This is a genomic window from Candidatus Nitrotoga arctica (assembly GCF_918378365.1).
Taxonomy (GTDB): Bacteria; Pseudomonadota; Gammaproteobacteria; order Burkholderiales; family Gallionellaceae; genus Nitrotoga; species Nitrotoga arctica.
On record NZ_OU912926.1, the window covers coordinates 1,972,936 to 1,999,281 of the forward strand.

Here is a 26,346-nt window from a genome sequence, read left to right on the forward strand (position 1 = left end):
TTGCAGCACATCTTCTCAGCACAAGCAAGCATCAACTCGTCACAAAGTTTTTCGATCCAATTCATACACGAACCCTTGCAATTCCTTCGGCAACGGCGCACGCAGTTGCATAGGCTCAGCCGTCAGCGGATGGGTGAAGGTAATACTATGCGCATGCAGAAACATGCGCTTTAAGCCCTGCTTAATCAATTCTTTGTTTCTCGCGAAATCGCCGTATTTATCATCGCCCGCGATAGAAAAGCCTAGATGAGAAAGATGCACACGAATTTGGTGGGTGCGTCCAGTTTTAAGCTGAGCTTCAAGCAAGCTGAATTCAGCCCAACTTTTTTGCAGGGTAAAGATGGTGTGTGAAGCTTGCCCGTCTTCGCGCACCATTACACGTTTCTCACCATTCTGAGTATTAAATTTATATAGTGGTAATTTAACGTGCTGTTTAACATTCTGCCACTTACCTAATACTAAGCACAGGTATCGCTTGTCGTTTTTTCCATCACGCATCTGCTCGTGCAGGTTGACCAGGGCCGAGCGCTTCTTCGCCAGTAGCAGCACGCCCGAAGTTTCACGGTCCAGGCGATGAACCAGTTCCAGGAACTTGGCTTGCGGGCGGGCACTACGCAATTGCTCAATAATGCCGAAGCTAACCCCACTTCCGCCATGTACCGCTACTCCAGATGGCTTATCGATCACCAACATCGCATCGTCTTCATACAAAATAGGAAATTCAAGTGCTGGGACATAATCACGATCTTGCGCTTCAGCTACCCGCACCGGCGGGATACGCACATGATCGCTCAGTTGCAGGCGATAAGTTTGATCCACTCGCTTCTTATTTACGCGTACTTCACCGCTCCGCAGAATACGATAGATGTGGCTCTTAGGGACACCCTTAAGGTATTTGCATAGAAAATTATCAATGCGCTGATCGCAGCTACCCTCGTCAATCTTGGTCCAGGTTACAGATTCTTTGCGTAAATCATTCATTATGCTTATACTTCCCGATAACGCGTATTGGCTAACGGAAAAACGGGATGCGAATTCCCCGTGAGTGTGGAGCAGGCAACAATGCCGCCGCCCCGTTCCAACGCAATCCGGTTAATGTCACTCACCGGAAGAAGCAGTGATAGTAATTGATTTGCGCGCTCAAAGCACCTGTGGATTTTTTTCCGTGTCGCCTCTATAACAAAATTGGCGGCACCTGTTGATTATTAACAAGCTAATAACGAGAACAATATTTTGAACAACCGTCGACATCGCTATATCAGCATTGTTTGCACGGCTCTTATTCACTTTCTCGCGCGCGGTTAGCCGTGTGTAGACTTGTTCTGCCCGTGTCAGAGCGCGGGAGAAAATATAATGAAACGCATGTTATTCAATGCGACACAAGCGGAAGAACTCCGTGTCGCCATTGTCGACGGTCAAAAATTGATCGACCTCGACATTGAATCCGCTGGCAAAGAGCAACGCAAAAGCAATATATACAAGGCCATAATTACCCGTATCGAACCCAGCCTGGAAGCAGCCTTCGTCGAATATGGTGGCAACCGCCACGGTTTCCTGCCATTCAAAGAAGTTTCCCCCATTAATTATCTGAATCAAGAAGGTAGCGGCCGTCCCAGCATCAAGGAAGCATTGCGCGAAGGCCAGGAACTGCTCATCCAGGTGGAAAAAGACGAGCGCGGCAATAAGGGAGCCGCACTAACTACTTATATTAGTCTGGCTGGCCGCTATATTGTGCTGATGCCAAATAATCCCAGCGGTGGCGGCGTATCTCGCCGTGTCGAAGGCGAAGAGCGAAATGAACTGCGCGACATCCTGTCGCAATTGGAAGTGCCGCAAGGTGCAAGTATCATCGCACGCACTGCTGGAATTGGCCGCAATCTAGAAGAGCTGCAATGGGATCTCAACTACCTCAAACAATTGTGGGATGCCATCGAAAGTGCGGCAAAAACCGAAAAAGCACCATCACTAATCTACCTCGAAAGTAGCCTGGTGGTGCGCGCCATACGCGACTATTTCCACCCTGAAATCGGTGAAATTCTAGTCGACACGGATGATATCTATCAGCAGGCTCGGGCTTTCATGAGCACGGTCATGCCCAACAATGTCCATGTAATCAAACGATATCAAGATGACGTACCTTTGTTCTCGCGTTTCCAGGTTGAGCATCAGATTGAATCGGCACATGCACGCCAAGTAAATCTTCCCTCCGGGGGCGCCATTGTTATCGATCATACCGAAGCACTCACCGCAATCGATATCAACTCAGCACGCGCCACGCGCGGCGCAGATATAGAATCGACCGCGCTCAACACCAATCTGGAAGCTGCCGAAGAAATTGCACGGCAGATGCGTCTGCGCGATTTGGGTGGTCTGATCGTGATCGATTTTATCGACATGGAAAGCACCCGCAACCAGCGTGAAGTAGAAAATCGCCTGCGCGATGCATTGCATTATGACCGTGCGCGTGTGCAGACGGGGAAGATCTCGCGCTTCGGTCTGCTGGAACTGTCGCGCCAACGCCTGCAACCCAGCCTGGAAGAAACCAGTCACACCCCCTGCCCCCGTTGTAACGGCATCGGCCATATCCGCGGCATCGAATCTTCCGCCTTGCACATCCTGCGTATCATTCGGGAAGAAGCGATGAAAGAACACAGTGCCGCTATCCACGTACAAGTGCCATTAGATGTCGCCACCTTCTTGCTTAATGAGAAGCGCGCTGAAATACACCAAATCGAATCACGGCTAACGGTGGTCATTACGCTGATTCCTAATGCAAATATGGAAACCCCGCACTATACTGTGACCCGCTTGCGCCAAGACGACATGACCGCCGAAAACTTGCAAGCCAGCTACAAATTGGTGGCGATACCGGAAGCAAACCATGTCACTGCCAAAGCCGCGCAAGAAACCAAACCGCAGCGCCCCCAAGCGGTAGTTCAAGGTGTCACGCCTCCACAGCCCGCTCCAATGCGAGCAGTCCGGGGTGCCTCGCAACCTTCTATTTTCACTAAGCTAATAGGCTGGCTCAAGTCACTGGGTGCGGAAAAAATGCCCGAAAAGCTAGTCCCCAAACCGCGCACCAATAACCCGCCTCGACGTGAACGAGAAAGCCGTAGCCCAAGTGGTAACCGTCCGGATAGTAGTCGACCAGAGGGCAACCGTCAGCGCAATAATCCGCGTCGTGATCGTGAAGAAACTCATCCACGCGTAGAAAAAACTGTGCAAACAGCACCCAAAACACAAGAACCGCGCGCTGCACGTCCGCCCCGACCACCGCGCGTACCAGTCGAAACAGCGGTATTGGAAAGCATAGCAAAAGTTGCAACTGTAACTGAACCAGCGGAAGAGCATAGTCAGAGCACTGGACGTAAGCGCGGTCGGCGCGGTGGTCAGCGCGAGCGCGAACGGCGTGATCAGCAGGCAGCCGGGCAACTACCCGGTGAAGAATCTATCCTGACCCAAACCACACCTAATGCTGTAATGAACGCCGTTGAAACCACGCACCACAGCGAACCTGCGGAGCCACAAAATATTCAAAATATAGAACCGCGCCAACTTCCTGTTGAGCAAGCAAATATATCAACTCAGGCTGGCTCTACAACCAATGGCAACGGGTTGGTGCAGATCGAAACTGACGCAGTCAAACGTTCTTCAGCGGCGGCGGCCACCCAGATTGAAACGGCGCCGCCAGCGTCACGTCGCCGTTCACGTCCACGTGAAATTTACAGTATGGAAAACAACGAACCGTTGGTGCAAATAGAGACTCAACAAACTTTGAACCTATAGTTGAACTGGGAACATTGCTACACGATCGTGTAGCATGCAAAATAATAAAGCCGCGCAATTATATTGCGCGGCTTTATTATTTTTCCTGCATCATTCGCACCAAAAACATACGTAACCAATCCTCCACTTTATATAAGTGTCTTCTGAATATGCCGTAACAAACCGTCTGACGCATCCTCCACCATATCAAGTACACGCTCGAAACCGTCTGCTTCACCATAATATGGATCGGGAACTTCACGCTCGTCATGTCGGCTCGCATATTCCAGAAACAATCCCAAACGCCCTCTCTCCCTCACCGGGCATAAACGTTGCAGAATGCCAAGATTGGCACAATCCATCGCCAGCACATAATCAAAACGAGTAAAATCGGCAACCTCAACTTGTCGCCCACGCAGCATGCTCATGTCATATCCACGCTGTAACGCAGCACGCTGCGTCCTCGTGTCCGGCGGATTGCCAATATGATAATCATGCGTACCTACCGAATCAATCAGGATATGCTGTGCCAACCCCGCTTCCTCAACGCGTGCGCGGAACACTGCTTCAGCGGTGGGTGATCGACAGATATTTCCCATGCAGCAAAATAAAACGCTAACTTTTTTCAATTATTCTACTCATTACAATAAAAACGTATTGTAATGTATCAGTAATTCAAATTCTCTAACTCAAAGTGGAGACATAAATACACTCTCCCGCAGCTTCTTCAATTGGTCGCGAAATTCACTGGCACGCTCGAATTCGAGGTTTTTCGCTGCCTGCAGCATTTCTTTTTCCAGCCGTTTAATTTCCTTGGCAAGATCACGTTCACTCATCGCCAAGTATTTTTCCTGATCTTGCTCTATTTTCAATTGCTTGCGCGCAGCATCTGGCTCATAGCTGCCCTCAATAATGTCCTTAATGCGCTTCTGCACACCCTGGGGAATAATACCGTGCAGTTCATTGTGCAACAGCTGCTTGTTCCGCCTGCGCTCGGTCTCGTCGATTGCACGACGCATCGAATTGGTAATTTTATCAGCGTAGAGTATTGCGCTACCGTTAATATGGCGCGCAGCGCGGCCTATGGTCTGAATGAGCGCACGCTCCGAACGCAAAAAACCTTCCTTGTCAGCATCAAGTATCGCTACCAGTGACACCTCGGGGATGTCCAACCCCTCGCGCAGCAGATTAATACCGACCAGCACGTCAAACATGCCCAAACGCAGATCACGAATGATTTCCACCCGCTCCACGGTCTCAATATCTGAATGCAGGTAACGCACTTTAATACCGTGCTCGGAAAAATATTCGGTGAGATCTTCTGACATGCGCTTGGTCAGCGTGGTGACCAGCACTCGCTCGCCCTTGGCTGTGCGCAGATTAACCTCAGACATCAAATCATCAACCTGGTGTGTGGCCGGCCGCACTTCAATTTGAGGATCAACCAATCCAGTCGGACGCACTAATTGTTCCACCACTTGCCCCGTATGCTCTGCCTCAAAAACAGCCGGTGTAGCAGAAACAAATATAGATTGACGCATTACTTGTTCAAACTCGTCAAAACGTAGCGGGCGGTTATCCAGCGCAGATGGCATTCTGAAACCGTAGTTGACCAGATTTTCCTTGCGCGCTCGATCACCTTTGTACATGCCGCCGATCTGTGGAATGGTAACGTGGCTTTCATCTATAAACATCAGCGCATTGGGCGGAAGATAATCAATCAGCGTAGGCGGTGGTTCTCCCGCCTTGCGTCCAGACAGATGGCGCGAATAATTTTCAATGCCTTTGCAGAAACCGATTTCGTTCAGCATTTCCAGATCGTGACGCGTACGCTGCTCAATACGCTGCGCTTCCACCAATTTATGTTCGCGCTGAAAGAAGTCTATGCGCTCAGCCAGCTCAACCTTAATGGTTTCTATGGCCTGTAATGTGGTGCTACGCGGCGTGACGTAGTGGCTGGATGGGTACACGGTAAAACGCGGCACGCGGCTCAAGATATGGCCGGTAAGTGGATCAAATAGCGACAAGCTTTCTACTTCATCGTCAAACATCGTCAGTCGTAATGCATGTTCGCTATTTTCTGCCGGAAAAATGTCGATTACATCGCCGCGCACTCTAAAATGTCCATGCGAAAAATCCACATCGTTACGCTCATACTGCATCTCTGTGAGACGCTTGATAGCGTCCTGCCGTACTAATTTTTCATGCTCGTGCAGGTGTAGAACCATGCCATGATAATCTACCGGATCGCCGATCCCATAGATGGCCGAGACGGTGGCCACAATAACCACGTCCTGTCGCTCCAACAGGGATTTGGTGGCCGACAGGCGCATCTGCTCGATCTGTTCATTTATGCTGGAATCTTTCTCGATAAACATATCACGCGACGGAACATAAGCCTCAGGCTGGTAGTAATCGTAATAGGAGACAAAATATTCCACTGCGTTCTCAGGAAAAAAGTCGCGCATTTCAGAATACAACTGTGCCGCCAACGTCTTATTTGGTGCCATGATGATTGCTGGTCGCCCCAATTGGGCGATGACGTTCGCCATAGTGAATGTTTTACCGGAGCCCGTCACACCAAGCAGAGTTTGAAACGCCAGTCCCTCATTTATCCCCTCGACCAATTGCGCAATCGCAGTGGGCTGATCGCCCGCTGGTTCAAAAGGCTGATGCAAAAAATATGGGCTATTGGGAAAAGTCTTAATCACGGTATAATTTCAGCCAAATTTGAATTAAAAATTTTAAAATACGGGTTAGTTTACTCTAAGCCCATAAGGATACAATCTTGGAACTATCGAAGCGCGTACAAACAATCAAACCCTCCCCCACTCTCGCCGTTACTGCGCGAGCTTCCAAATTAAAGGCGGAAGGAAAAGACATTATCGGGTTGGGAGCAGGCGAACCAGATTTCGATACTCCACAGCATATTAAGGATGCGGCTATAGCCGCGATCAACAAGGGTTTCACCAAATACACCGCAGTGGGAGGTACCCCCTCTTTGAAGCAGGCTATCGTCGCCAAGTTCAAACGTGACAATGGACTGGATTACACAACGACACAGATCCTGGTTTCTTGCGGCGGCAAGCAAAGTTTTTTCAACTTGGCGCTTGCCTTAATCAATCCCCGCGATGAGGTAATTATCCCGGCACCTTATTGGGTATCCTATCCAGATATCGTGCTCATCGCAGAGGGCAAGCCGATAATCGTACAGACAGGCATCGAACAAGATTTCAAAATGAGCGCTGCACAATTATCTGCGGCTATCACAAACAAAACAAAAATAGTGGTAATCAATAGCCCAAGTAACCCATCCGGTGCAGTTTACAGCCTGGAAGAATTACAAGCATTGGGTGAAGTGTTGCGCAAACATCCTGAGGTACTGATAGCTACAGATGATATGTATGAGCACATTGCCTTGCGTGACGAAAAATTCGTCAACATTCTGAATGCCTGCCCCGATCTTTATTCACGCACTATGGTCCTGAATGGCGTGTCCAAATCCTATGCAATGACAGGCTGGCGGATCGGTTATGCCGCAGGGCCAGAGCACATCATCACGGCCATGGAAAATGTGCAATCACAAAGTACCTCCAATCCAACCTCGATTTCACAAGTAGCTGCAGAGGCAGCCTTGAACGGGGATCAGGGCTGCATTACGCCGATGCTAAAAGCATTCCGCGAGCGACATCTATTCGTAGTTGATGCGCTGAACAAAATTCCCGGTGTTAAATGTATAACGAGTGGCGGGGCGTTTTATGCTTTCCCCGACGTGCGTCCGGTTATTGCGGCTTTGCACCAGAAGAGCATCATCAAAGAAGCTACCGACGTAGCGTTATCTGAATACCTGCTGGAGCAGGCTGGTGTGGCCATAGTGCCTGGCTCGGCTTTCGGCAGTGAAGGCTACATTCGCCTGTCTTTCGCCACCTCAATGGAAAATTTGAAAAAAGCGATTAGCCGCATCGCCAAGGCATTTTCATAATTCCATTTTTGTTTCATTCCTCGTAAACGCTGTCAATTAGCGCCTCGTGCTCCACACTGGCTCTGTAAGAGTACCTGATAATACCAGCGGCACGCTGCCCAAGTCAGCGCGTATTTTCAGTTCGACATTCATCCGTCCTGATAATTGCTTGTTCGCTGCAACATCAACATAGCCATTTGCGCTCATTACACCGGCTGAAATTTTGATCTGACGCAGATGCTGTTTGTTGTTATCTACCTGTAGCACGCCACTCAATTCGTCAAAATGTGTGCGACCGGTGGACGCACCCTTACGGGTAGGCATGCGTGAAGTTTCTACCATATCAATGGTATTGATAAGCCCCTTCTTTACCAAGAATTTTCCATCCAGATGCGGGGCTTTAGCTAGTAAGGGAAGTTTCTCCCCACGCAGAATAAAATTAGCGTCACCGTCCATTTCACCAGCAATGCCGAATTTTGGCAACGCATCATGCAGTTTCATAGCCTTTATATTCACAAGCCCCTGCATTTGCCAGCCCTTCAACCAAGTCAGATGCGCACTGCCTGTCAGCATGCCGCCATACAAACGCCCGTCTATTTCATGGAACTTGATTTCGCCTACGCCCAATTCACCTTTTACGGTCAGCTCGTTGAACAAAATGTCCGGTAACAACGGCACGTAACCTTTCTTGATAGCTAATGCGATTTGCCACCGAGCCTGCTGCAGCTGTAGCTCCATGCTAAGCTTGCCATCCACGCTCTTCAATACTGCCTTGGCGAAGTGTCCCTGCTCGTCAAAATTTACCACACCATTTACAGGCGGCAAATTAAGTTCATCGTCGCTGAGACGCGCACGCTGCAACACCATGCGCGCTACTGGATAATGGATATCCCCACCTGCGGTCTGTAGCCACATCAACGTTTTATCAAAAGTCTCAACACTAAGTATAAGATCACTAATTTCCAGACTGCGAATCGCTTTAATCTCGTTTAATAGTGCAAAAAAATCGAAGTTCAGTACAACACTGCTCGCTTTTAACTCTTGGCTACCACCTATGGATACATCCTCCAACTCCAGTTTCGGCTGGGGAAGCAATGTCGCGCGTAAATAACCGATATGTACAGGTTGCTGCAATTGAGCGGACAATTTCTGTTCAATTTGCGTGATATAGCCCTGCATCGGCCAAATATAAGGTAGCAAAGCGGCCAGTAGAAATAGCAGCACAATCAAGCAAGCCGCTATCTTGCCCCACGGCAAAGGCATGCTATGTGTTATGGCGACACGCTGAACAGCCTTCATTTCCGGCATTTGAACGGCCTGTGCCTTAACGGATGCTTCCATTTTTGCTTTGGCCACACTCTGCACTGCTTCTTGTTCAGCTCTAATTTTTGCCGCGTCCTGCTCAGCCTTGTTGATGCGCACCCTAGCTTCGTCACGGGCCTTCGCTTCCGCTTTTTCTTTGTTCAACGTAGCTAAATGTTCCGCCTTGACTCTTATGGCTTCCTGCTCTTCTTTAATGCGTGTTACTTCAGCTTCGGCACGCACCTTAGCGTCCATTTCCACTTTTGCTTTGGCCTGTGCAGCCTCCTGTTTCATTATGATTCTTGTCGCTTCCTGCTCTCCCTTAAGGCGGGCAGTTTCGGCTTCAGCACGGGCCTTGGCTTTCGCTTCCACTTGTGATTTGGCTTGCTCGGCTTCCAGCTCAGATCTGACTTTTGACATTTCCTGCTCTGCCTTGAGTCGCACAACTTCAGCTTTCTCTTTTGCCTGGGCTGCCTCTTGCTCAGCTCTGATTCTTGCCGCTTCCTGCTCTCCCTTAAGGCGTGCTGTTTCAGTTTCAACACGAGCCTTGGCTTTCGCTTCCACTTGTGATTTAGCTTGTTCGGCTTCCAGCTCAGATCTGACTTGTAACGTTTCCTGCTCTGCCTTCAATCGAGCCGTTTCAGCGTCGGCACGAGCATTGACTGCAGCTTCCATTTCCACTTTTGCTTTAGCCTGCTCAGCTTCCTGTTCCGCTCTAACTTTTACGGCATCTTTCTCTGCCTTAAGGTACATAGCTTCAACTACTGCACGCGCCTTAGCTTCTGCTTCCACTTTTGCCTGAGTAGCTCCCTGTTCCGCTTTGATTTGTGCAGCGTCTTGTTCTGCCTTAAGGCGAACCCTTGCAGCTTCCACTTTTGCCTTAGCCAATGCAGCTTCCTGTTCCACTCTGGTTTTTTCCGCTTCTTGCTCTGCCTTGAAGCGCACAGCTTCCGCTTCAGATCGAACCTTAACTAATACTTCCGCTTCCTCTTTTGCCTTGACCAACGCACCTTCCAATTCCGCTCTAATTTTTTCCGTTTCTTGTTCTACCTTAAAGCGAGTGGTTTCAGCTTCCGCTTTTGCCCTAACCAATGCAGCTTCCTGTTCCACCTTGGCTTTTACTGCTTCTTGCTCTACCTTGAAGCGGAATATTTCAGCTTCAGCATACGCCTTGGCTTCTGCATTCGCTTTTGCCTTGGCCTGCGCAGCTTCCACTTCGACTCGAGCTTTGACTAAAGCTTCCGCTTCCTTTTTTGCTTTGGCCAGCGCACCTTCCAATTCCGCTCTAATTTTTTCCGTTTCTTGCTCTACCTTAAAGCGAGTCGTTTCAGCTTCCGTTTTTACCTTAGCTAATTCAGCTTCCTGTTCCACTCTGGTTTTTTCCGCTTCTTGCTCTGCCTTGAGACGTACAGCTTCAGCTTTCTCTTGTGCGTGTTCAGCCTCTTGTTCAACTCTGATTCTTGCCGCCTCCTGCTCTGCCTCGTCCTCTTCCGCCGCCAATGCATCCGCAACCGATACACGCATAACACTGATAGGAAACTGCCTCTCTCCCAAATCTCCAAACTTGGGGGAAGGTATGATATTTTTTGGAGTAGGCATCCGGGGGATAGCCATCTTAACAACGCTACTTATCTTATCTTTATCTTGAATGAAGCCGCCATCCGTCAACTCCTGGAGCATATCGCCAAGCGCTTCACGTAAACTGGGCGCAGCCCGTTTCATCAACTCTTTCACCGTGGACTTATTATCAATCAAACCTAAGGCACGCTTAATATCGCTGGATAAATGATTAGTTATCCTTTTACTTTCGTCCTCACCTTTACTGGTTTTTATAAATATAATTTTTATATCCATGCCGACCCGTTGCACCTGAGTTATCTAAATTTTCGTTACTTAACTTCCACAACAACTAACCACATAAAAACATCTGTCTATTGACTGAAAAGCTCGCAGCCAGTAGTATAGCGGCCTTGTCAATTCCCTGATAGCTCAGTTGGTAGAGCGACGGACTGTTAATCCGCAGGTCCCTGGTTCGAGTCCAGGTCGGGGAGCCAAATATAGAGCCTTGCTGCGATGCAGGGCTTTTTTATTAGCTAAATCATTAACCTGTGTGCGTGCAGCAGCTTAGAATTTTCCAGCCATCTTTCAATTACATTTTTGATATCTTGTTGGATATTCATTTTGACTTTCGCCTTGAAGATCACATCAATCAATTAGCTTGATTACTTTATCGGCATCATTAATTTTTAATTGAAGATGTGAATTAGCTAAGCCCACCAAGTCAAAGCAGGTATAGCAAAGAACTTAGACCGTATGTTTTGAATGTTTCCTAAATAACTTGACGCCTTAATAACCAACAGCAATAACTTTGAAATGATAGATGATATAACCGGAATTTATTAAATAGGAGAGCAAGACAGCTATTTGTCTACAGCTCGGTTGACACTTTTCAAAATTGCATCAACGCCCAAGGCCTACAGCAACTGCCCTTCCAACACATTGTTTCATTGCGAAACAGAATTACCCTCTAAGACGCTAAAAATATCACCAATTCTTTCATCTGGAATACCTTGTGATTCCAAGCATTTATCCATTACTGAAGTTCTTTCATAAGCGCTATAAAACGGGTTTTTTGCTAGTTGTCCAGTCATAATATTTGCAACCTCGTTTTCGCAGGTTGTTATTATCTTTTTTTCTTCAACGCTTAATGGTGGATTTAGAGTAGGCAGTTGAGGAGGGAAGGTAGATGTAGCACAGCCACTCAATAAAGCGGTGATGAGGAATGGGTATGATTTCATTATTTAGATAGATTAATGGTTATTAATTTCACAACATAATTGTTTTTGTTTCACGACTATAACAAAGTACCACTATCTGCTTTCTGAGTGTCTATTCCAATTGTAAAAGTTCCCCGTCAAGCCCATCAAATCTTCATATTTCTGATAGTTGACGAACGAACTGTATAGGTTTTAGATCAGACCTAACTCATTTACTAAGCTATTGGCAATTACTATAAGTAACAATTATAAATAAATTATTGTTTTTGTTGACTCATCTGTTAATCCGCAGGTCCCTGGTTCGATTCAGGTCGGGGAGCCAGATACAGAGCCTTGCAGTGATGCAGGGCTTTTTTATTAGCTAAATTATTAACCTATACCTGTGAGATGCAGCAGCTAGAATTCTCCAGTCGCCATCCGATTATGAATTGGATATCTTATTGGATATCATTTTGAGTATCGTCTTGGATATTCATTTTGAGCAACATGCTTATATACTGCATCAATGATTACCTGGATTACCTGGATTACCTGGATTACCTGGATTACTTTATCGGCAAATTTGATTTTTAGTTGAGGGGGCAGTTCAAAGTTCATGAACCACTAATTACAAGTCGTTCAATACATAGCAAAGCCTGATCAAGCAGCAATTGATCCAAACTTCCCTGCTATGCTGAAAAGAGAAGATTTGTATGATGCTGCACAGAAAATGTTGAGGGTATTAGTTACCCTGCAATCGTCCTCTGGTTATTACTCTTATTGATCCGGCACGAATTATTCATGAAGCCGCGTAGGCGACTTTTGGGTCGCGGAAATAACGGCGCACGCGTTCAGGGTTTTGCTCAAGCATGGTCATGTGATCAGTCGCAGCAGCTCTGAGTTTTGCCTTGGTGCGCACTGGCACCTTTGAAGTGATGACGTGTTTGAGATCCGCATTCAGTCTTTCTTCGGGGTTGAGTTCAGGGCTGTAGCTGGGCAAGTAGAACAACTCGATTTTCTGTGCGTTCTCGGCAGCCCAAGCCTTTACAGGTTTGCTGTGATGAACTCTCAAGTTGTCCAGTATCAGAAACACCTTGCGGTCTGTATCCTTGATGAGCGCCTCCAGAAATTCAATGAGCTTGTCGGAGTTAAATGCCTCATCAATAATCATCCAGCGCGTTTTACCCTGATTGGTTACCGTCGCAATCATCGATAGCTTGTGGCGCGTGCCGCCTACTGCGAACGTCACAGGTGTCTTGCCCACCGGCGCATAGCTCCTGCCTCTGACATCCGTGTTGACTAGCGCCGTCTCGTCGCCCCAGTGAATTTCCGCACCTTCTGTTTTTGCTCTGGCTTCAATGGCCGGATATTGTTCATCAAGCCAAGCCTGGACGGCTTCAGGCCGCTGCTCGTATGCTTTTTTAATGGGTTTTTGTGGTGTAAAACCCCAACGTGCCAAGTAGTTGCCTACTGCCCGAATAGACAGCTTGATACCGTGCGCCAGCTCAATGTGCTGGCGCACAGCGGGCCTGCTCCATAGCGCAAAATCCATCTTGAGTTGTTCGGGGCGTCTGTCGCAGATGGTTTGTTGAATCGCCAGCTCTTGGCTAACCGTCAAGCGGCGTCCACTGCCAGGTTTTTTACCCCGAACGCCGGGCTTGAGTGCCCCCGAACCTTCAGCCTTATACAACCGCAGCGCCGTATTGACTGCCGTCCAGCTCAGTCCCGTTTGCACCACGATCTCCATCACCGCCATGCCTTTGCGGTGCATACGTATGACTTGCTTGCGTCGTTCATGCAGTACTTCTCGCGACTGCTTGCGGGCATCTTCTTTTTCCATACTCCATAGACATCGAAAACCAATAAAAATTCATTTATAAATCGTGCCGGGTCTATAAGTGTAGATTTTTCAGATGATCGTTGGCGCTTGATATCTCCTGACTTATGGAAGGAGTAGCTTCAGGTGGAAATAGCACAATCATCTATTTCAGTTGCACTGACTGTGCTGTCGAAGCGGCTTCCGTTACTAAATACGGCGGACAGGTGCAGCGTGAAAAGATGTCTATAGGTGAATACGGTTTTATCGCATTGGTTGTAGATACTGAGGGAAATATATTTGGTTTACATTCATTGCAATAAGTAGCTCTCTTTTAAGATCAACCTATTATGCAAGGAAACATGCTAAACCGCCCCCGCTAATTCAAACGTTGGATATCAGAAGAATGACAGCACCCCAATTTAGACTTTGAGGAATTGAAGCGAGCACATGCTGGGTAATATCGGTTTTCTATTTTCACAGAAAAGAGAAAAAATTGGAGCTCGGTAAGATAAAGAGTGCAAACCAAGGGCAGTTCACGATTTCGAATAGAGACAGCAGTACTCCCCACATCAAGAAGATAAGAGTGGTGTCCACTGTGGATTACTTTCTGTCAGATTGAGCGTTACTCGCTGCTGTTTTAACAATTCACTGCAGATACTAAAAACTCTGACAGGCCACGGCGTGAGCTCAAACGTGTGTGCCGGGGTACAAAAATATTAAAACACATAAAGCCAGTTTGAAAATCATGAATACCGAAGGAATGTTAAGACCTTCGAAATTAAGTTGATGCAGCCTTCCATTCTTCAGCCAAATTCAGATTCAAAAAACATCATCTAGTTTATTTACAGAGACAGCCTTCGCTCGAAGAGCTAAAGCAATAAGTACAGGGTTCCTTATAGCGGGTATCTTTTTGTATCCCTTTTCAACTCGACATGCTTTTAGTCATTCGGGCGGATCAGCTAGGTAGGTGTGCCATTGAGTGTGATTAAAATGTAATCCATTGAAAGCATTTATCACCGCATTTTTAATCATGGGCTTTTTATTAAGGGCGTCTTTATATCTTTTTAGCAACTGTCTCTACAGTGATTTCATTTTTTTGTGCGTTTAAATTGGTAGGCATGATAAGTATTCATAATCAATTTTTAAATGCTCCCCACTTAATGCCACTCAGGAGATTGACTTTACAAATAGAACTGTCAACTATTTGCATTCATGAACAAAAAGGGAGAGCGTTTTCAGAATAATAGAATGCAGCTGGGGAGTCTGTACGTTTGAGCACAATCTCTAGGTTTTCACAAAGTGTGCCCTAGCGCACAGACGACGTTCAATATGCTTGCTAATCTTAGCTCAGAGTTAGCCAATAACCATTTCGGATACAACTCTTCAATGCGATATGCCCCTACGTCAAAATTAAGGAATCTTCCGTAAAACTTTAAATGGAGTTACAAATGAAAAAAACTATTATTTCACTCGCTATGTCATCCTGTTTTATATTGGGAACATCACACGCGCAGGCGGATTCTGATTCATCCCACGCAAACATGAACAATAAGACATTCAAGATGGATCAGAAGACACTCAAGGCCATGGATAAGGATTCTGATGGAAAGGTTACTAAGGAAGAATTTAAAAATTATACAAAAATGAAAGATGTAACGGATTTTGATGTGTGGGATGTTGATGGTAATGGCGATATTAATGCATGGGAAATGAAGATTGTGTCTGAAAGAAATGCGGGCCAACAAACCTCAGGGGGCCAAACCTCAGGGGGCAATTCTGGAGAGGCAGGAAATTCAGCCAAAGATATCGCAGTACCCGGGAAAGTCTTGAAGCAAGATAAATTGAAAGTTACTAACCCCGATCGTGCTTTAGATCCCACTGGATCTGCCGGTAAATCAAGTACTCCATCAGGCAGTTAGCCTGGTTTTAATCAAAAATAAATAGGCCATCTTAAAAATGGCCTTTTTCTTTGAGGCGAATTAATTGATGGTTGCCGGAAAAATATAAGATTGCGCTGGCATCTTTATATTAATTACCTCGAAACTACTTTTGTACTGACCTTAGTATTGCCAGTTACAGTTCTATCAATCACCACGCGGTCTGCTAAGAACGTGTTTACGATCTCCTGAGCAGCAGCCCCAGAAATGCGAGATGGATGAACTGCAGGCTGGTGTTGAGCTTTCGCTCGCAGTTCTTCCACAGCCTCCTATTCTTCTCCAGCCAGGCAAAGCTGCGCTCCACCACCCAGCGCTTGGGGATCACCGCGAACTTGTGCAGTTCACTGCGCTTGGCAATCTGCACCGTGACAGCCTGGCCCAGTATCTCCTGCACGCCTTGCGCGAAGGGCTGGCCCATATAACCGCTGTCGGCCAACACGCTGTGAATCTTGCTCAGATTCGCCTTGCAATGGCGCATCGCCTGTAATGCACCTTTGCGATCCGTTACTTCGGCAGTGGTGACGGCAACGGCATGGGGCAACCCCTGTGTGTCCACTGCAATGTGGCGCTTGATGCCTGAGACTTTCTTGCCCGCGTCATAGCCCTTGCTCCCGGCTGTGACCGTGTTCTTCACGCTCTGCGCGTCCACAATCAATAGTGTGGGCATGGCGCTGCGCACCTGTTTCTCGCGGGCCGCGCCAACCTGATTTTTTTAAAGCCCGCTCCAGCACGCTGATATCGTGCTCGTCGGGCTTGCTCCACTTGGCAAAGTAGGCATACACCGTCTGCCATTTCGGAAACTCACTGGGCAGAAATCTCCATTGGCAGCCCGTGCGCAGCACATACAACACCGCACAGAACACCTCGTACAAGGTCCCACCGTCGTGGGCTTGGTACGTCGACGCACGCTGGCCAGCAGTGGCTCTATCTCCGCAAATTTTTCCCGACTGATGTCGCTGGCGTATTTCTTCTCTCTCATCCCTATAGTTTCAGGGATATTCCTCAGATCGTAAACACGTTCTAAGTAGTTTCGCTAGAATAAAGGTTACAGCTATAACAATACCTACACATTTGAGAGGGCTGCTTTGAATGCAAGCCCTGCTCTTATCCATGAGACGGTTATAATTTTCTTCTATTTGCAGCACGATAAGCAAGTGACTCAACAGCTTTGTGAGAGATATCGGATATACCAGCAATCATATTCACTTCTTTATGGGTAACCTTATCAATAGCTTCATGCAACGTTGATTCAACATTTTTAGGGGGGCTTGCTGAGGTGGCTTCCATGATTGAATCCATTATTTAAATGGGAAGAGTATAGCCCTCCACTAGGTACGCATACGGACACTTTTTTATTACAAATAACTTTATAAAATAATATGTATTCGTATAGAAAAAAGTGGAGAACAATTACAGAATAGTGTAGTGGTCAAGTAATTTTGGACACAACGATAGGTTTTTTTGCTGCCCTGTTCCGCTCAAAGACGGAGGGCGACAGATTGCCCAATACTGAGTGTATGCGATTACAGTTATAGAATCCCACGATGTATGCGGTGATATCTGTTTTAGCTTCCGTTTGATTGGCATATTCGCGCTGCCAAACGCGCTCCATTTTGAGGTTCAGGAAGAAGCGTTCTGCCACTGCATTGTCCCAACAGTTGCCCTTACGCTCATGCTGCAGACGAAGCCATGCTTCACTAGCAAAGCCTGATACTGGCCGCAGACATATTGACTGCCACGGTCGGAGTGGACGATCAACCCCGGCTCTGGTTGACGCTGCTGTATTGCCATGTGCAGTGCGGTGCAGACCAATTCAGCAGGCATGCTCGGCGCCATCGCCCATCCAACCACCTTGCGCGAGAATAAATCCAACACTATCGCCAAATAGAGCCAGCCTGACCCGGTGCGGATATAGGTGATATCGCCCACCCAAGCAATATTGGGTGCGACCGGATTGAATTGCCGATCCAGAATATTGGCAGCAATTGGCAGATTGTGTTTGCTGTCAGTTGTGTGGATGAATTTACGCTTCCATACTGGCTTCAAGCCTGCCTGACGCATCAGGCAGCGCACCCGATAGCGACCAACTTGAATACCTTGCGCTTCCAATGCGGTGACCAGACGACGGCTGCCATAGCTTTGATGACTGGCCATGAAAGCAGCTCGCAGATGAGTGCTTGTTTTGCAAATCATTGGTTTGGCGAGACGGCTTCTAGCCTCATAAAAACCGGAACGACTCACTTCCAAGACGCGGCAACTCTGCTGAACAGGGATCGCCTTCTGTTGCAACAGGCAAATAAGCTGGTAGCTCATTTCAGTTCCCGGGCAAAGAAGGCTGACGCTTTTTTTAAAATATCAACATCCATACGAAGTCGACGGTTTTCTTGCTCCAGTTGGCGGACACGCTGTTGTTCAGCAGTAAGTGGATTGCCGATGCCACGCTGTCCATTTTGCTCGGCTTTATATTGCGTCACCCAACGACGGATCGCAGTCAGACCGATTCCCATGCTTTGGCTGACATGCTGAACACTCAGTCCCTGTTCCTTGATCATGCGCACAACTTCCAGTTTGAAACTGGTGTCGAATTTTTTTCGTTGCTTTGTCATTTAGTACTCCTCTGATGGTGGATTTTCCACCTATCGAGGTGTCCGTGCAAATTAGACCACTACAGTTCTCCTATTCTGGATCCTAGCCATGGATGAGCATTATCATGAGTCTAGACTGTGGGGGCTATCATTATTCTGACATCCAACGTTTGAATTAGCGGGGGCGGTTTAGCATGTTTCCTTGCATAATAGGTTGATCTTAAAAGAGAGCTACTTATTGCAATGAATGTAAACCAAATATATTTCCCTCAGTATCTACAACCAATGCGATAAAACCGTATTCACCTATAGACATCTTTTCACGCTGCACCTGTCCGCCGTATTTAGTAACGGAAGCCGCTTCGACAGCACAGTCAGTGCAACTGAAATAGATGATTGTGCTATTTCCACCTGAAGCTACTCCTTCCATAAGTCAGGAGATATCAAGCGCCAACGATCATCTGAAAAATCTACACTTAAGAGTAATAACCAGAGGACGATTGCAGGGTAACTAATACCCTCAACATTTTCTGTGCAGCATCATACAAATCTTCTCTTTTCAGCATAGCAGGGAAGTTTGGATCAATTGCTGCTTGATCAGGCTTTGCTATGTATTGAACGACTTGTAATTAGTGGTTCATGAACTTTGAACTGCCCCCTCAACTAAAAATCAAATTTGCCGATAAAGTAATCCAGGTAATCCAGGTAATCCAGGTAATCCAGGTAATCATTGATGCAGTATATAAGCATGTTGCTCAAAATGAATATCCAAGACGATACTCAAAATGATATCCAATAAGATATCCAATTCATAATCGGATGGCGACTGGAGAATTCTAGCTGCTGCATCTCACAGGTATAGGTTAATAATTTAGCTAATAAAAAAGCCCTGCATCACTGCAAGGCTCTGTATCTGGCTCCCCGACCTGAATCGAACCAGGGACCTGCGGATTAACAGATGAGTCAACAAAAACAATAATTTATTTATAATTGTTACTTATAGTAATTGCCAATAGCTTAGTAAATGAGTTAGGTCTGATCTAAAACCTATACAGTTCGTTCGTCAACTATCAGAAATATGAAGATTTGATGGGCTTGACGGGGAACTTTTACAATTGGAATAGACACTCAGAAAGCAGATAGTGGTACTTTGTTATAGTCGTGAAACAAAAACAATTATGTTGTGAAATTAATAACCATTAATCTATCTAAATAATGAAATCATACCCATTCCTCATCACCGCTTTATTGAGTGGCTGTGCTACATCTACCTTCCCTCCTCAACTGCCTACTCTAAATCCACCATTAAGCGTTGAAGAAAAAAAGATAATAACAACCTGCGAAAACGAGGTTGCAAATATTATGACTGGACAACTAGCAAAAAACCCGTTTTATAGCGCTTATGAAAGAACTTCAGTAATGGATAAATGCTTGGAATCACAAGGTATTCCAGATGAAAGAATTGGTGATATTTTTAGCGTCTTAGAGGGTAATTCTGTTTCGCAATGAAACAATGTGTTGGAAGGGCAGTTGCTGTAGGCCTTGGGCGTTGATGCAATTTTGAAAAGTGTCAACCGAGCTGTAGACAAATAGCTGTCTTGCTCTCCTATTTAATAAATTCCGGTTATATCATCTATCATTTCAAAGTTATTGCTGTTGGTTATTAAGGCGTCAAGTTATTTAGGAAACATTCAAACATACGGTCTATAGACCCGGCACGATTTATAAATGAATTTTTATTGGTTTTCGATGTCTATGGAGTATGGAAAAAGAAGATGCCCGCAAGCAGTCGCGAGAAGTACTGCATGAACGACGCAAGCAAGTCATTCGTATGCACCGCAAAGGTGTGGCGGTGATGGAGATCGTGGTGCAAACGGGACTGAGCTGGACGGCAGTCAATACGGCGCTGCGGTTGTATAAGGCTGAAGGTTCGGGGGCACTCAAGCCCGGCGTTCGGGGTAAAAAACCTGGCAGTGGACGTCGCTTGACGGTTAGCCAAGAGCTGGCGATTCAACAAACCATCTGCGACAGACGCCCCGAACAACTCAAGATGGATTTTGCGCTATGGAGCAGGCCCGCTGTGCGCCAGCACATTGAGCTGGCGCACGGTATCAAGCTGTCTATTCGGGCAGTAGGCAACTACTTGGCACGTTGGGGTTTTACACCACAAAAACCCATTAAAAAAGCATACGAGCAGCGGCCTGAAGCCGTCCAGGCTTGGCTTGATGAACAATATCCGGCCATTGAAGCCAGAGCAAAAACAGAAGGTGCGGAAATTCACTGGGGCGACGAGACGGCGCTAGTCAACACGGATGTCAGAGGCAGGAGCTATGCGCCGGTGGGCAAGACACCTGTGACGTTCGCAGTAGGCGGCACGCGCCACAAGCTATCGATGATTGCGACGGTAACCAATCAGGGTAAAACGCGCTGGATGATTATTGATGAGGCATTTAACTCCGACAAGCTCATTGAATTTCTGGAGGCGCTCATCAAGGATACAGACCGCAAGGTGTTTCTGATACTGGACAACTTGAGAGTTCATCACAGCAAACCTGTAAAGGCTTGGGCTGCCGAGAACGCACAGAAAATCGAGTTGTTCTACTTGCCCAGCTACAGCCCTGAACTCAACCCCGAAGAAAGACTGAATGCGGATCTCAAGCACGTCATCACTTCAAAGGTGCCAGTGCGCACCAAGGCAAAACTCAGAGCTGCTGCGACTGATCACATGACCATGCTTGAGCAAAACCCCGAACGCGTGCGCCGTTATTTCCGCGACCCAAAAGTCGCCTACGCGGCTTCATGAATAATTTGTGCCGGATCAATAAGTTCTTTGCTATACCTGCTTTGACTTGGTGGGCTTAGCTAATTCACATCTTCAATTAAAAATTAATGATGCCGATAAAGTAATCAAGCTAATTGATTGATGTGATCTTCAAGGCGAAACTCAAAATGAATATCCGGCAAGATATCAAAAATGTAATTGAAAGGTGGCTGGAAAATTCTAAGCTGCTGCACTCGCACAGGTTAATGATTTAGATAATAAAAAAGCCCTGCATCACTGCAAGGCTCTATATTTGGCTCCCCGACCTGGACTCGAACCAGGGACCTGCGGATTAACAGGAGCAGCCACTCAGAGATTTATGCATCCAAAGCTGAAGAATCGGAACAGAATTTTTACTAGGCAACGGTCAGCTTCGCGTGAACCGAACCAGGGCCGAACCTGAAGGGCTCGAAATTGTGCTGCTTTACTGAATTTTGATCAAAAACAATAAATTATTGACAAATTTTACTGAGCTGGCACTGAGCGCCTCTCATGGCATTGACGCCGGTCTAGTGGAACCGGAGCAGCAGGCTGGCCGAGAATGTCCCAGAATCACCTGAGGCATGCCGTTCGGGGCAGCGGATGGGTAGGGGGTGCACCCCTACACTGAAATTGCGCCAGAATGTCCCAGAATGTCTCAGAATCATCTAAGGCACGCCGTTCGGGGTGGCGGATGGATAAAGGGCATCCCCAAGCCGAGACTGCGCCAACTCCAGGGGAAGCCTGCCAGCTAAATCAACAAAGGACAGATGACCGCCACAAAAGCGGTACAGACATCCTTTGCAGATCAATTTTACGCACTAGGGGGCTAATTGCATCCAGATCTACTGTGCGCTTGATAAGCTCACAATAATCCGGCCCTATTCAGTTAATGCGACAGAGCCCTGTTTGTGAGTGGATAGTGTGATCAGGTAGTCTTGCGGCGACGAATTGCCCCAAAACTGGCCAAACCAAGACCGAGTAGCGCTAGTGTTCCTGGTTCTGGTACTGGCTTAGCCTCAGTGAAAAAGCTCTGCCCGAAAGCAGTCCCTAAACCTTGACCGGCATAGTTTACCGGACTAATTGCAGCTCCTGTGGCAGTATTAACAGTGTAAACCGTCGTGTCAGCAACGGCGTAGAGAAGATTGTCACTGCCTGTTGCAAGTCCGAAAACACCACCGACACCGAACCCACCCACGGATGATGTGTTAGAGAGATTGCTCAAATCAATCTTAATGAGTTCGTTAAAAGTGGACGCCAAATAAAAATTACCGGCGTTGAACGCTAAATCACCCCCTGAAAAAAACCCCATGTTGCCAAGGCTGGTGCCGACCCCTGTTGACGTGTTGATTGAAAAGAGCGATGAAGTGGAATTGCCGGCTCCGTAAAGCGTACCATTTGTCCCAAAAACGAGAGCATTTCCACCTGCAATTGAATGATTTCCAATGAATGTGACCGCTGCCGTTGTTGAATTAATTGAATACAGGCTTGTGAAAGAGAGGCCGAATAAGCTGCCAGACGGGTCGAAGGCAATGTCGGTCATCTGCACACCCATATTGCCGATTAAAGTGACATTTCCCGTAGCAACATCAATGGTCGCCAGATTTCCGGCGCTATCGTCCACATACATGACAGGCCCCGCAATGGCTGTTGTTACACAGATACCCAAGGTCACTGCTAGAGCAACAGCACCAAGGTTTTTGGCTAGCTTCAATGGAAAAACACTTTTAGAATTATTCCTGATATATCTCCAGAAGATAGGTAGAGTTTAAAATAAATCAATAAATGATGGTGAAACAAAAATTGTTACCTGGCAGGCTGTCGAATTCTGGTTTATTATACAGATAATATATTGATTTAATTATATAAATATATTAAAATATATGAACTGCGCATCATATGTGACCAATTTGTCACGAGCAAAGTCCGACAGGATTATAGATAATCGTTATCCGCCAAATTTTATGTAAAGCATAAATCATGCCTATATATAAAATATAACTATCTGGCTGTAATAAATAAAATAAATGTTAAATGACATTACTCAAAATAAATTTATGAAGCCATTAGATTATATAACTGTAAAATTGGCCGACACTTTATTTCGCTTCGAATAGTCAATGTTCTCAATGTCTATGTCGCATTAGCAAAACTCTGCCCAAAAATTGGATTATGCTGTTAGCCGCTGTGAGCGGATGAATAAGGCAAGGTAGTTATGCGTGCTGACTTGGGTTGTGTATCGAGATTTTGGATCAGCTAATTATGGCCAGTGAAAGCTGAGGGATAAAAAAACCGCTCTCGACATGGGCGCAGAGAGCGGTAACTGGACAAACATCAAAATAGTTTCTCGACTTGCTATCCTGTAGGCCTTTGGATCATGATTAATTTTTCTATTGTCTACTTTAATGAGGATGGAATACAAGATGGAATACATTGATTGGCTTCAGTGGCCTGCAATGATTGTTACCTTAGGCGCTTCCTGGTTTATTGCATCCCAAACGAAGCGTAAGCGTCAAGTTGGTTTTTGGGGTCTTCTTTTGAGTAATTCTCTATGGGCAATATGGGGCTGGCATGATGAAGCATTTGCTCTAGTTGCTTTGCAAATAGCTTTAGCGGGATTAAATATACGCGGCGCATCAAAAAATGACCCCCCCTAAAAATAAATCAGAAATATAATAATTATTCTGTAAGTGCTAAATGAGCGACCTCTGGATATGTCCCTAACTGACTGAGTCGGCATTTGCTGAATGATTTTAATCACTTGCTGATTCTTTTTTCATCATGACAGGCGTGGACATCCATTTTGAGGATAGATACGTTAACCTTTCAATCTAAATGCAAAGCTACTTTCTATTTGAACAAATATCAAAGTTACAGACTATTGCGAGTCAAGTATCCATCAAAGTACACAGACCGTATGCAAGTTATTGTAGGAATTGTTTCAATCCTATGCTTAAAGATTGCAGCTTTTGGTAAACAAAATATCTGACAAGTGGGGAAAGGATGAGCGGCATGTCACCGCTGCTATGAAACGATAAGTATTCGAACTTTATGGGTATTCAGGGTATGACGACCCTTCAATGCATTCCCGCGGGAAAAAGAACGTGCGAGATTGACCACCTTATCAGCAGAGAGCTTGGCGGAGCAGATGTTGTGGATAATCTTTGGCCCCAGGCATATGGCTCCAGTCCTTGGAATGCTGTCCTCAAAGACAAGCTGGAGAATCGACTTCATAAAGAGATATGTACGAATAATATTTCTTTATCCAAAGCGCGTAACATGCTGACTAATGATTGGAGAAAAGCTTATATTAAATACTATGGTTCGCCCTGAGCGGATTGGTGTAGATGGGTTTATACTTGAAGGGAACGCATGAATATCTTCTCCAAAAACCAATCGGGATAAATGACAGGATTTGTCAGATTTAAAATAAGACTACGGGGTAAGTTGACCGTTTTGTATGAATAGGGGGGCCAGGGGCATATTTTGTAATGGCAGTATGCCGTTGAAAAATTAACTTAGTGGGAAACCGGTTGGTACGTAAAAAATCTAAACCAAATTTAATCTGACAGATACCCTTGAAATTCGGTAACTGTCAGATCAGGACTGAATTAGTACAAATTAAGTCACCTTACATTTTGCATGGATCGGACAAACTTTTTACCGATTCCACGTGTCGTGCAGAGCCGCCCAATTTCTTGTACATTTTAAAATTATCTTTATTTAGGTTATTCGCTCCAACAATTATTTTCCCCATCCGATATATCACCTGCTTATCAATATACCCTGAGATTTTCTCACCTTCTTTTTGTCGATGTATCTCTTTCAAGGCATCATTCGCCATTCCTCGATTATGTTCAATGATTGTCGATATTTCGTAAAGCCTATATGTAATTTTATTCCGGCAAACCTCTAATTTATTAGTTCGCTCTTCGTTTTCTCTCATCTCAGCAAGTTCCATTGCTTCTCTTTCAGCCTCAGCTTTTTCTTCTGATTGCTGTTTTACCCGTGCCCTCTCATTTTCTTGATCTTGTTTTAGTATATTCGCCGCTTGCGCCATTGCAACCATATGTTGCTTTGCTAGAAGAATCATTGGTGCAGCTTCAATAAGAGCATTGAGTAATTCAGTTTGCTTAATAGAATATTTATTCCGGTTTTCACACTTCCCATTGCCATAGTTAAGATTGCCCGGGTGCTTAATATAAGTCATCGCAGATTGTAAATCTTCGCTAGCTCTCGCTTTCATTTCTTCATTTTTTGGAAATAGATATTTTAGTGTGCTTTTGAAAATAATTCCGCCGTAATTGTTCTCCATTCGAATGTAATACTCTTCGCATTTTCCAAAATTTCCTTCATCAAAGGCTACAAATCTAGGATCGTTGATCCAGTTTTCTCCCAAAATGCTGTCGTAATTTTGTATATATATTCCATTGTCATCAATCGATTCGGGCAGTTTTGCAATGATGTCTTGGATTGAGTATGGCTGCACAATCTCCGCACTCAATGGAGTTGGTGGAGACTTATAATTCAGAATGTTATCAATATCCGCCGCGTACGTAATGAATGGGGCCAGCAAAAAAAAGCAGACCAAAGGTGCGGTTAAAATTACAATTTTCATTAATATTCCTTAAGATCGCTTCATTTTAAGGTTGCAAAGAATGCAAAATCAATCCTAAAGAGATCGTCTATTCCATCACCACCGATCGCTCATTTAAAGCTTGCAAAACTGGATGCGGCCATGTAACGACTCAAGCAAGAGTTAATATACCTTCCTTAATTAATCGAATTGGTTGATCTTAAGTATTCGCACAATTCTTTCCTAAAAATTGTCTTAGAGTAGGTATGACGAAATCTGAGTTCTAGATGGCTCCTTTACCTCATTTCAAGTAGCACGAGACTGCAAATACATTAACTTCGCAATCTAACAGAAAACTCCTGCGCTTTTGGAACAAAAATATCAATGCCATATATATTTGGTAATTGGCTAAGTGTTTTACGCTAACCAGTGACAGTCTTTTCTGCGCCAAATTCCACTAACGACTTGACTTTGTACAAGCATGTACTATGGCGACCGAGCATCCCGCCTAAGCCAAACCTCAACTAAAAATCACATTTGCCGATAAAGTAATCAATGTGATTTATTGATGTGATCGTCAAAGTGATCCTCAAATGATATCCAACAAGATATCTAACAAGTTATCGAATGGTGACTGGAAAACTCTAAACTGCTGCATCTACACAGGCCAATGATTCAGACCATAAAAAAGCCATACATCCCTGCAAGGCTCCATATCTGAGTCGCTGATGCTTTCTTATGCTATCGATTAATTGGGGGTATTCAATGAGAAAACCAACATGAAGAAAGCGCATTCGATTTAAAGATGCAAATTTGGACAAATAATTAGGGTGAGCTATGAAAAA

General features: G+C 45.8%; 17 protein-coding genes, 1 tRNA gene and 2 pseudogenes. 8 read left to right on the forward strand and 12 right to left on the reverse strand.

What is annotated here, in order from left to right; translation table 11 throughout:
• Positions 1-39 precede the first annotated feature (39 nt).
• A complete protein-coding gene (locus MKZ32_RS08980; RefSeq protein WP_239796963.1) occupies positions 40-981 on the reverse strand; it encodes an RluA family pseudouridine synthase in 942 nt (313 codons plus the stop codon).
• Positions 982-1,353: 372 nt separating this feature from the next.
• Here MKZ32_RS08980 and MKZ32_RS08985 point away from each other — a divergent pair, with 372 nt between their 5' ends.
• Positions 1,354-3,786 carry an Rne/Rng family ribonuclease gene (locus tag MKZ32_RS08985; RefSeq protein ID WP_239796964.1) on the forward strand — a complete coding sequence of 811 codons (2,433 nt, stop codon included), beginning with the start codon at positions 1,354-1,356 and terminating at the stop codon, positions 3,784-3,786.
• A gap of 128 nt (positions 3,787-3,914) precedes the next feature.
• Here the strand turns inward: MKZ32_RS08985 and MKZ32_RS08990 are convergent, their stop codons facing one another.
• Both MKZ32_RS08990 and uvrB read right to left on the reverse strand, forming a co-directional pair.
• Positions 3,915-4,394 carry a low molecular weight protein-tyrosine-phosphatase gene (locus MKZ32_RS08990; protein WP_275584282.1) on the reverse strand — a complete coding sequence of 160 codons (480 nt, stop codon included), beginning with the start codon at positions 4,392-4,394 and terminating at the stop codon, positions 3,915-3,917.
• A 60-nt stretch (positions 4,395-4,454) separates the two neighbouring features.
• Complete coding sequence (gene uvrB, locus MKZ32_RS08995) at positions 4,455-6,476, reverse strand: excinuclease ABC subunit UvrB (RefSeq protein ID WP_239796966.1); 2,022 nt, start codon at positions 6,474-6,476, stop codon at positions 4,455-4,457.
• Between the two features lie 77 nt (positions 6,477-6,553).
• On the opposite strand from uvrB, the gene MKZ32_RS09000 reads away from it, so the two are divergent.
• Complete coding sequence (locus tag MKZ32_RS09000) at positions 6,554-7,747, forward strand: pyridoxal phosphate-dependent aminotransferase (RefSeq protein ID WP_239796967.1); 1,194 nt, start codon at positions 6,554-6,556, stop codon at positions 7,745-7,747.
• 36 nt (positions 7,748-7,783) lie between these two features.
• Here MKZ32_RS09000 and MKZ32_RS09005 read toward each other — a convergent pair whose 3' ends face one another.
• Complete coding sequence (locus MKZ32_RS09005) at positions 7,784-10,882, reverse strand: hypothetical protein (protein ID WP_239796968.1); 3,099 nt, start codon at positions 10,880-10,882, stop codon at positions 7,784-7,786.
• Positions 10,883-11,006: 124 nt separating this feature from the next.
• Between MKZ32_RS09005 and MKZ32_RS09010 the strand changes: the two genes are divergently transcribed.
• Positions 11,007-11,082, forward strand: a tRNA-Asn gene (locus MKZ32_RS09010).
• Between the two features lie 450 nt (positions 11,083-11,532).
• Here the strand turns inward: MKZ32_RS09010 and MKZ32_RS09015 are convergent.
• The gene (locus MKZ32_RS09015) at positions 11,533-11,826 is read right to left on the reverse strand and encodes a hypothetical protein (protein ID WP_239796969.1); all 294 of its coding nucleotides are present in this window, start codon (positions 11,824-11,826) and stop codon (positions 11,533-11,535) included.
• 757 nt (positions 11,827-12,583) lie between these two features.
• Positions 12,584-13,624: an IS630 family transposase gene (locus tag MKZ32_RS09020; protein ID WP_239796970.1), complete on the reverse strand. Its 1,041-nt coding sequence runs from the start codon at positions 13,622-13,624 to the stop codon at positions 12,584-12,586.
• Positions 13,625-13,728: 104 nt separating this feature from the next.
• Here MKZ32_RS09020 and MKZ32_RS09025 point away from each other — a divergent pair, with 104 nt between their 5' ends.
• Together MKZ32_RS09025 and MKZ32_RS09030 are read left to right on the forward strand one after the other, a co-directional pair.
• Positions 13,729-13,923 (forward strand): VOC family protein, encoded by a 195-nt coding sequence (locus tag MKZ32_RS09025; RefSeq protein ID WP_239796971.1) that lies wholly within the window; start codon positions 13,729-13,731, stop codon positions 13,921-13,923.
• Between the two features lie 1,128 nt (positions 13,924-15,051).
• Positions 15,052-15,522, forward strand: coding sequence for an EF-hand domain-containing protein (locus tag MKZ32_RS09030; protein WP_239796972.1), 471 nt, complete (start codon positions 15,052-15,054; stop codon positions 15,520-15,522).
• 196 nt (positions 15,523-15,718) lie between these two features.
• On the opposite strand, the pseudogene MKZ32_RS09035 reads toward MKZ32_RS09030, so the two are convergent.
• The 4 genes and pseudogenes from MKZ32_RS09035 to MKZ32_RS09050 all read right to left on the reverse strand — a co-directional run bounded on the left by MKZ32_RS09035 (position 15,719) and on the right by MKZ32_RS09050 (position 18,555).
• Positions 15,719-16,519, reverse strand: a pseudogene (locus MKZ32_RS09035) (IS5 family transposase).
• 140 nt (positions 16,520-16,659) lie between these two features.
• Positions 16,660-16,827 (reverse strand): hypothetical protein, encoded by a 168-nt coding sequence (locus tag MKZ32_RS09040; RefSeq protein WP_239796973.1) that lies wholly within the window; start codon positions 16,825-16,827, stop codon positions 16,660-16,662.
• A 142-nt stretch (positions 16,828-16,969) separates the two neighbouring features.
• Positions 16,970-18,146 (reverse strand): annotated as a pseudogene (locus tag MKZ32_RS09045) (IS3 family transposase).
• 214 nt (positions 18,147-18,360) lie between these two features.
• Entirely contained in the window at positions 18,361-18,555 is a 195-nt protein-coding gene (locus tag MKZ32_RS09050; protein WP_239796971.1) for a VOC family protein, read from the reverse strand.
• 785 nt (positions 18,556-19,340) lie between these two features.
• Between MKZ32_RS09050 and MKZ32_RS09055 the strand changes: the two genes are divergently transcribed.
• Together MKZ32_RS09055 and MKZ32_RS09060 are read left to right on the forward strand one after the other, a co-directional pair.
• Complete coding sequence (locus MKZ32_RS09055) at positions 19,341-19,634, forward strand: hypothetical protein (RefSeq protein WP_239796969.1); 294 nt, start codon at positions 19,341-19,343, stop codon at positions 19,632-19,634.
• A gap of 253 nt (positions 19,635-19,887) precedes the next feature.
• Positions 19,888-20,928, forward strand: coding sequence for an IS630 family transposase (locus MKZ32_RS09060; protein ID WP_239796053.1), 1,041 nt, complete (start codon positions 19,888-19,890; stop codon positions 20,926-20,928).
• Positions 20,929-21,853: 925 nt separating this feature from the next.
• Here the strand turns inward: MKZ32_RS09060 and MKZ32_RS09065 are convergent.
• Positions 21,854-22,639 carry a PEP-CTERM sorting domain-containing protein gene (locus MKZ32_RS09065; RefSeq protein ID WP_239796974.1) on the reverse strand — a complete coding sequence of 262 codons (786 nt, stop codon included), beginning with the start codon at positions 22,637-22,639 and terminating at the stop codon, positions 21,854-21,856.
• 709 nt (positions 22,640-23,348) lie between these two features.
• On the opposite strand from MKZ32_RS09065, the gene MKZ32_RS09070 reads away from it, so the two are divergent.
• Positions 23,349-23,582, forward strand: a complete 234-nt coding sequence (locus MKZ32_RS09070; RefSeq protein ID WP_239796975.1) for a hypothetical protein — start codon at positions 23,349-23,351, stop codon at positions 23,580-23,582.
• Positions 23,583-24,556: 974 nt separating this feature from the next.
• Here the strand turns inward: MKZ32_RS09070 and MKZ32_RS09075 are convergent.
• A complete protein-coding gene (locus tag MKZ32_RS09075) occupies positions 24,557-25,543 on the reverse strand; it encodes a hypothetical protein (protein ID WP_239796976.1) in 987 nt (328 codons plus the stop codon).
• Positions 25,544-26,346 lie beyond the last annotated feature (803 nt).

Coding starts and splice junctions, on each gene's coding strand:
- MKZ32_RS08980 (WP_239796963.1), bottom strand. CDS start 981: ATGAATGATTTACGCAAAGAATCTGTAACCTGGACCAAGATTGACGAG.
- MKZ32_RS08985 (WP_239796964.1), top strand. CDS start 1,354: ATGAAACGCATGTTATTCAATGCGACACAAGCGGAAGAACTCCGTGTC.
- MKZ32_RS09005 (WP_239796968.1), bottom strand. CDS start 10,882: ATGGATATAAAAATTATATTTATAAAAACCAGTAAAGGTGAGGACGAA.
- MKZ32_RS09015 (WP_239796969.1), bottom strand. CDS start 11,826: ATGAAATCATACCCATTCCTCATCACCGCTTTATTGAGTGGCTGTGCT.
- MKZ32_RS09020 (WP_239796970.1), bottom strand. CDS start 13,624: ATGGAAAAAGAAGATGCCCGCAAGCAGTCGCGAGAAGTACTGCATGAA.
- MKZ32_RS09025 (WP_239796971.1), top strand. CDS start 13,729: ATGGAAGGAGTAGCTTCAGGTGGAAATAGCACAATCATCTATTTCAGT.
- MKZ32_RS09030 (WP_239796972.1), top strand. CDS start 15,052: ATGAAAAAAACTATTATTTCACTCGCTATGTCATCCTGTTTTATATTG.
- MKZ32_RS09040 (WP_239796973.1), bottom strand. CDS start 16,827: ATGGAAGCCACCTCAGCAAGCCCCCCTAAAAATGTTGAATCAACGTTG.
- MKZ32_RS09050 (WP_239796971.1), bottom strand. CDS start 18,555: ATGGAAGGAGTAGCTTCAGGTGGAAATAGCACAATCATCTATTTCAGT.
- MKZ32_RS09055 (WP_239796969.1), top strand. CDS start 19,341: ATGAAATCATACCCATTCCTCATCACCGCTTTATTGAGTGGCTGTGCT.
- MKZ32_RS09060 (WP_239796053.1), top strand. CDS start 19,888: ATGGAAAAAGAAGATGCCCGCAAGCAGTCGCGAGAAGTACTGCATGAA.
- MKZ32_RS09070 (WP_239796975.1), top strand. CDS start 23,349: ATGGAATACATTGATTGGCTTCAGTGGCCTGCAATGATTGTTACCTTA.
- MKZ32_RS09075 (WP_239796976.1), bottom strand. CDS start 25,543: ATGAAAATTGTAATTTTAACCGCACCTTTGGTCTGCTTTTTTTTGCTG.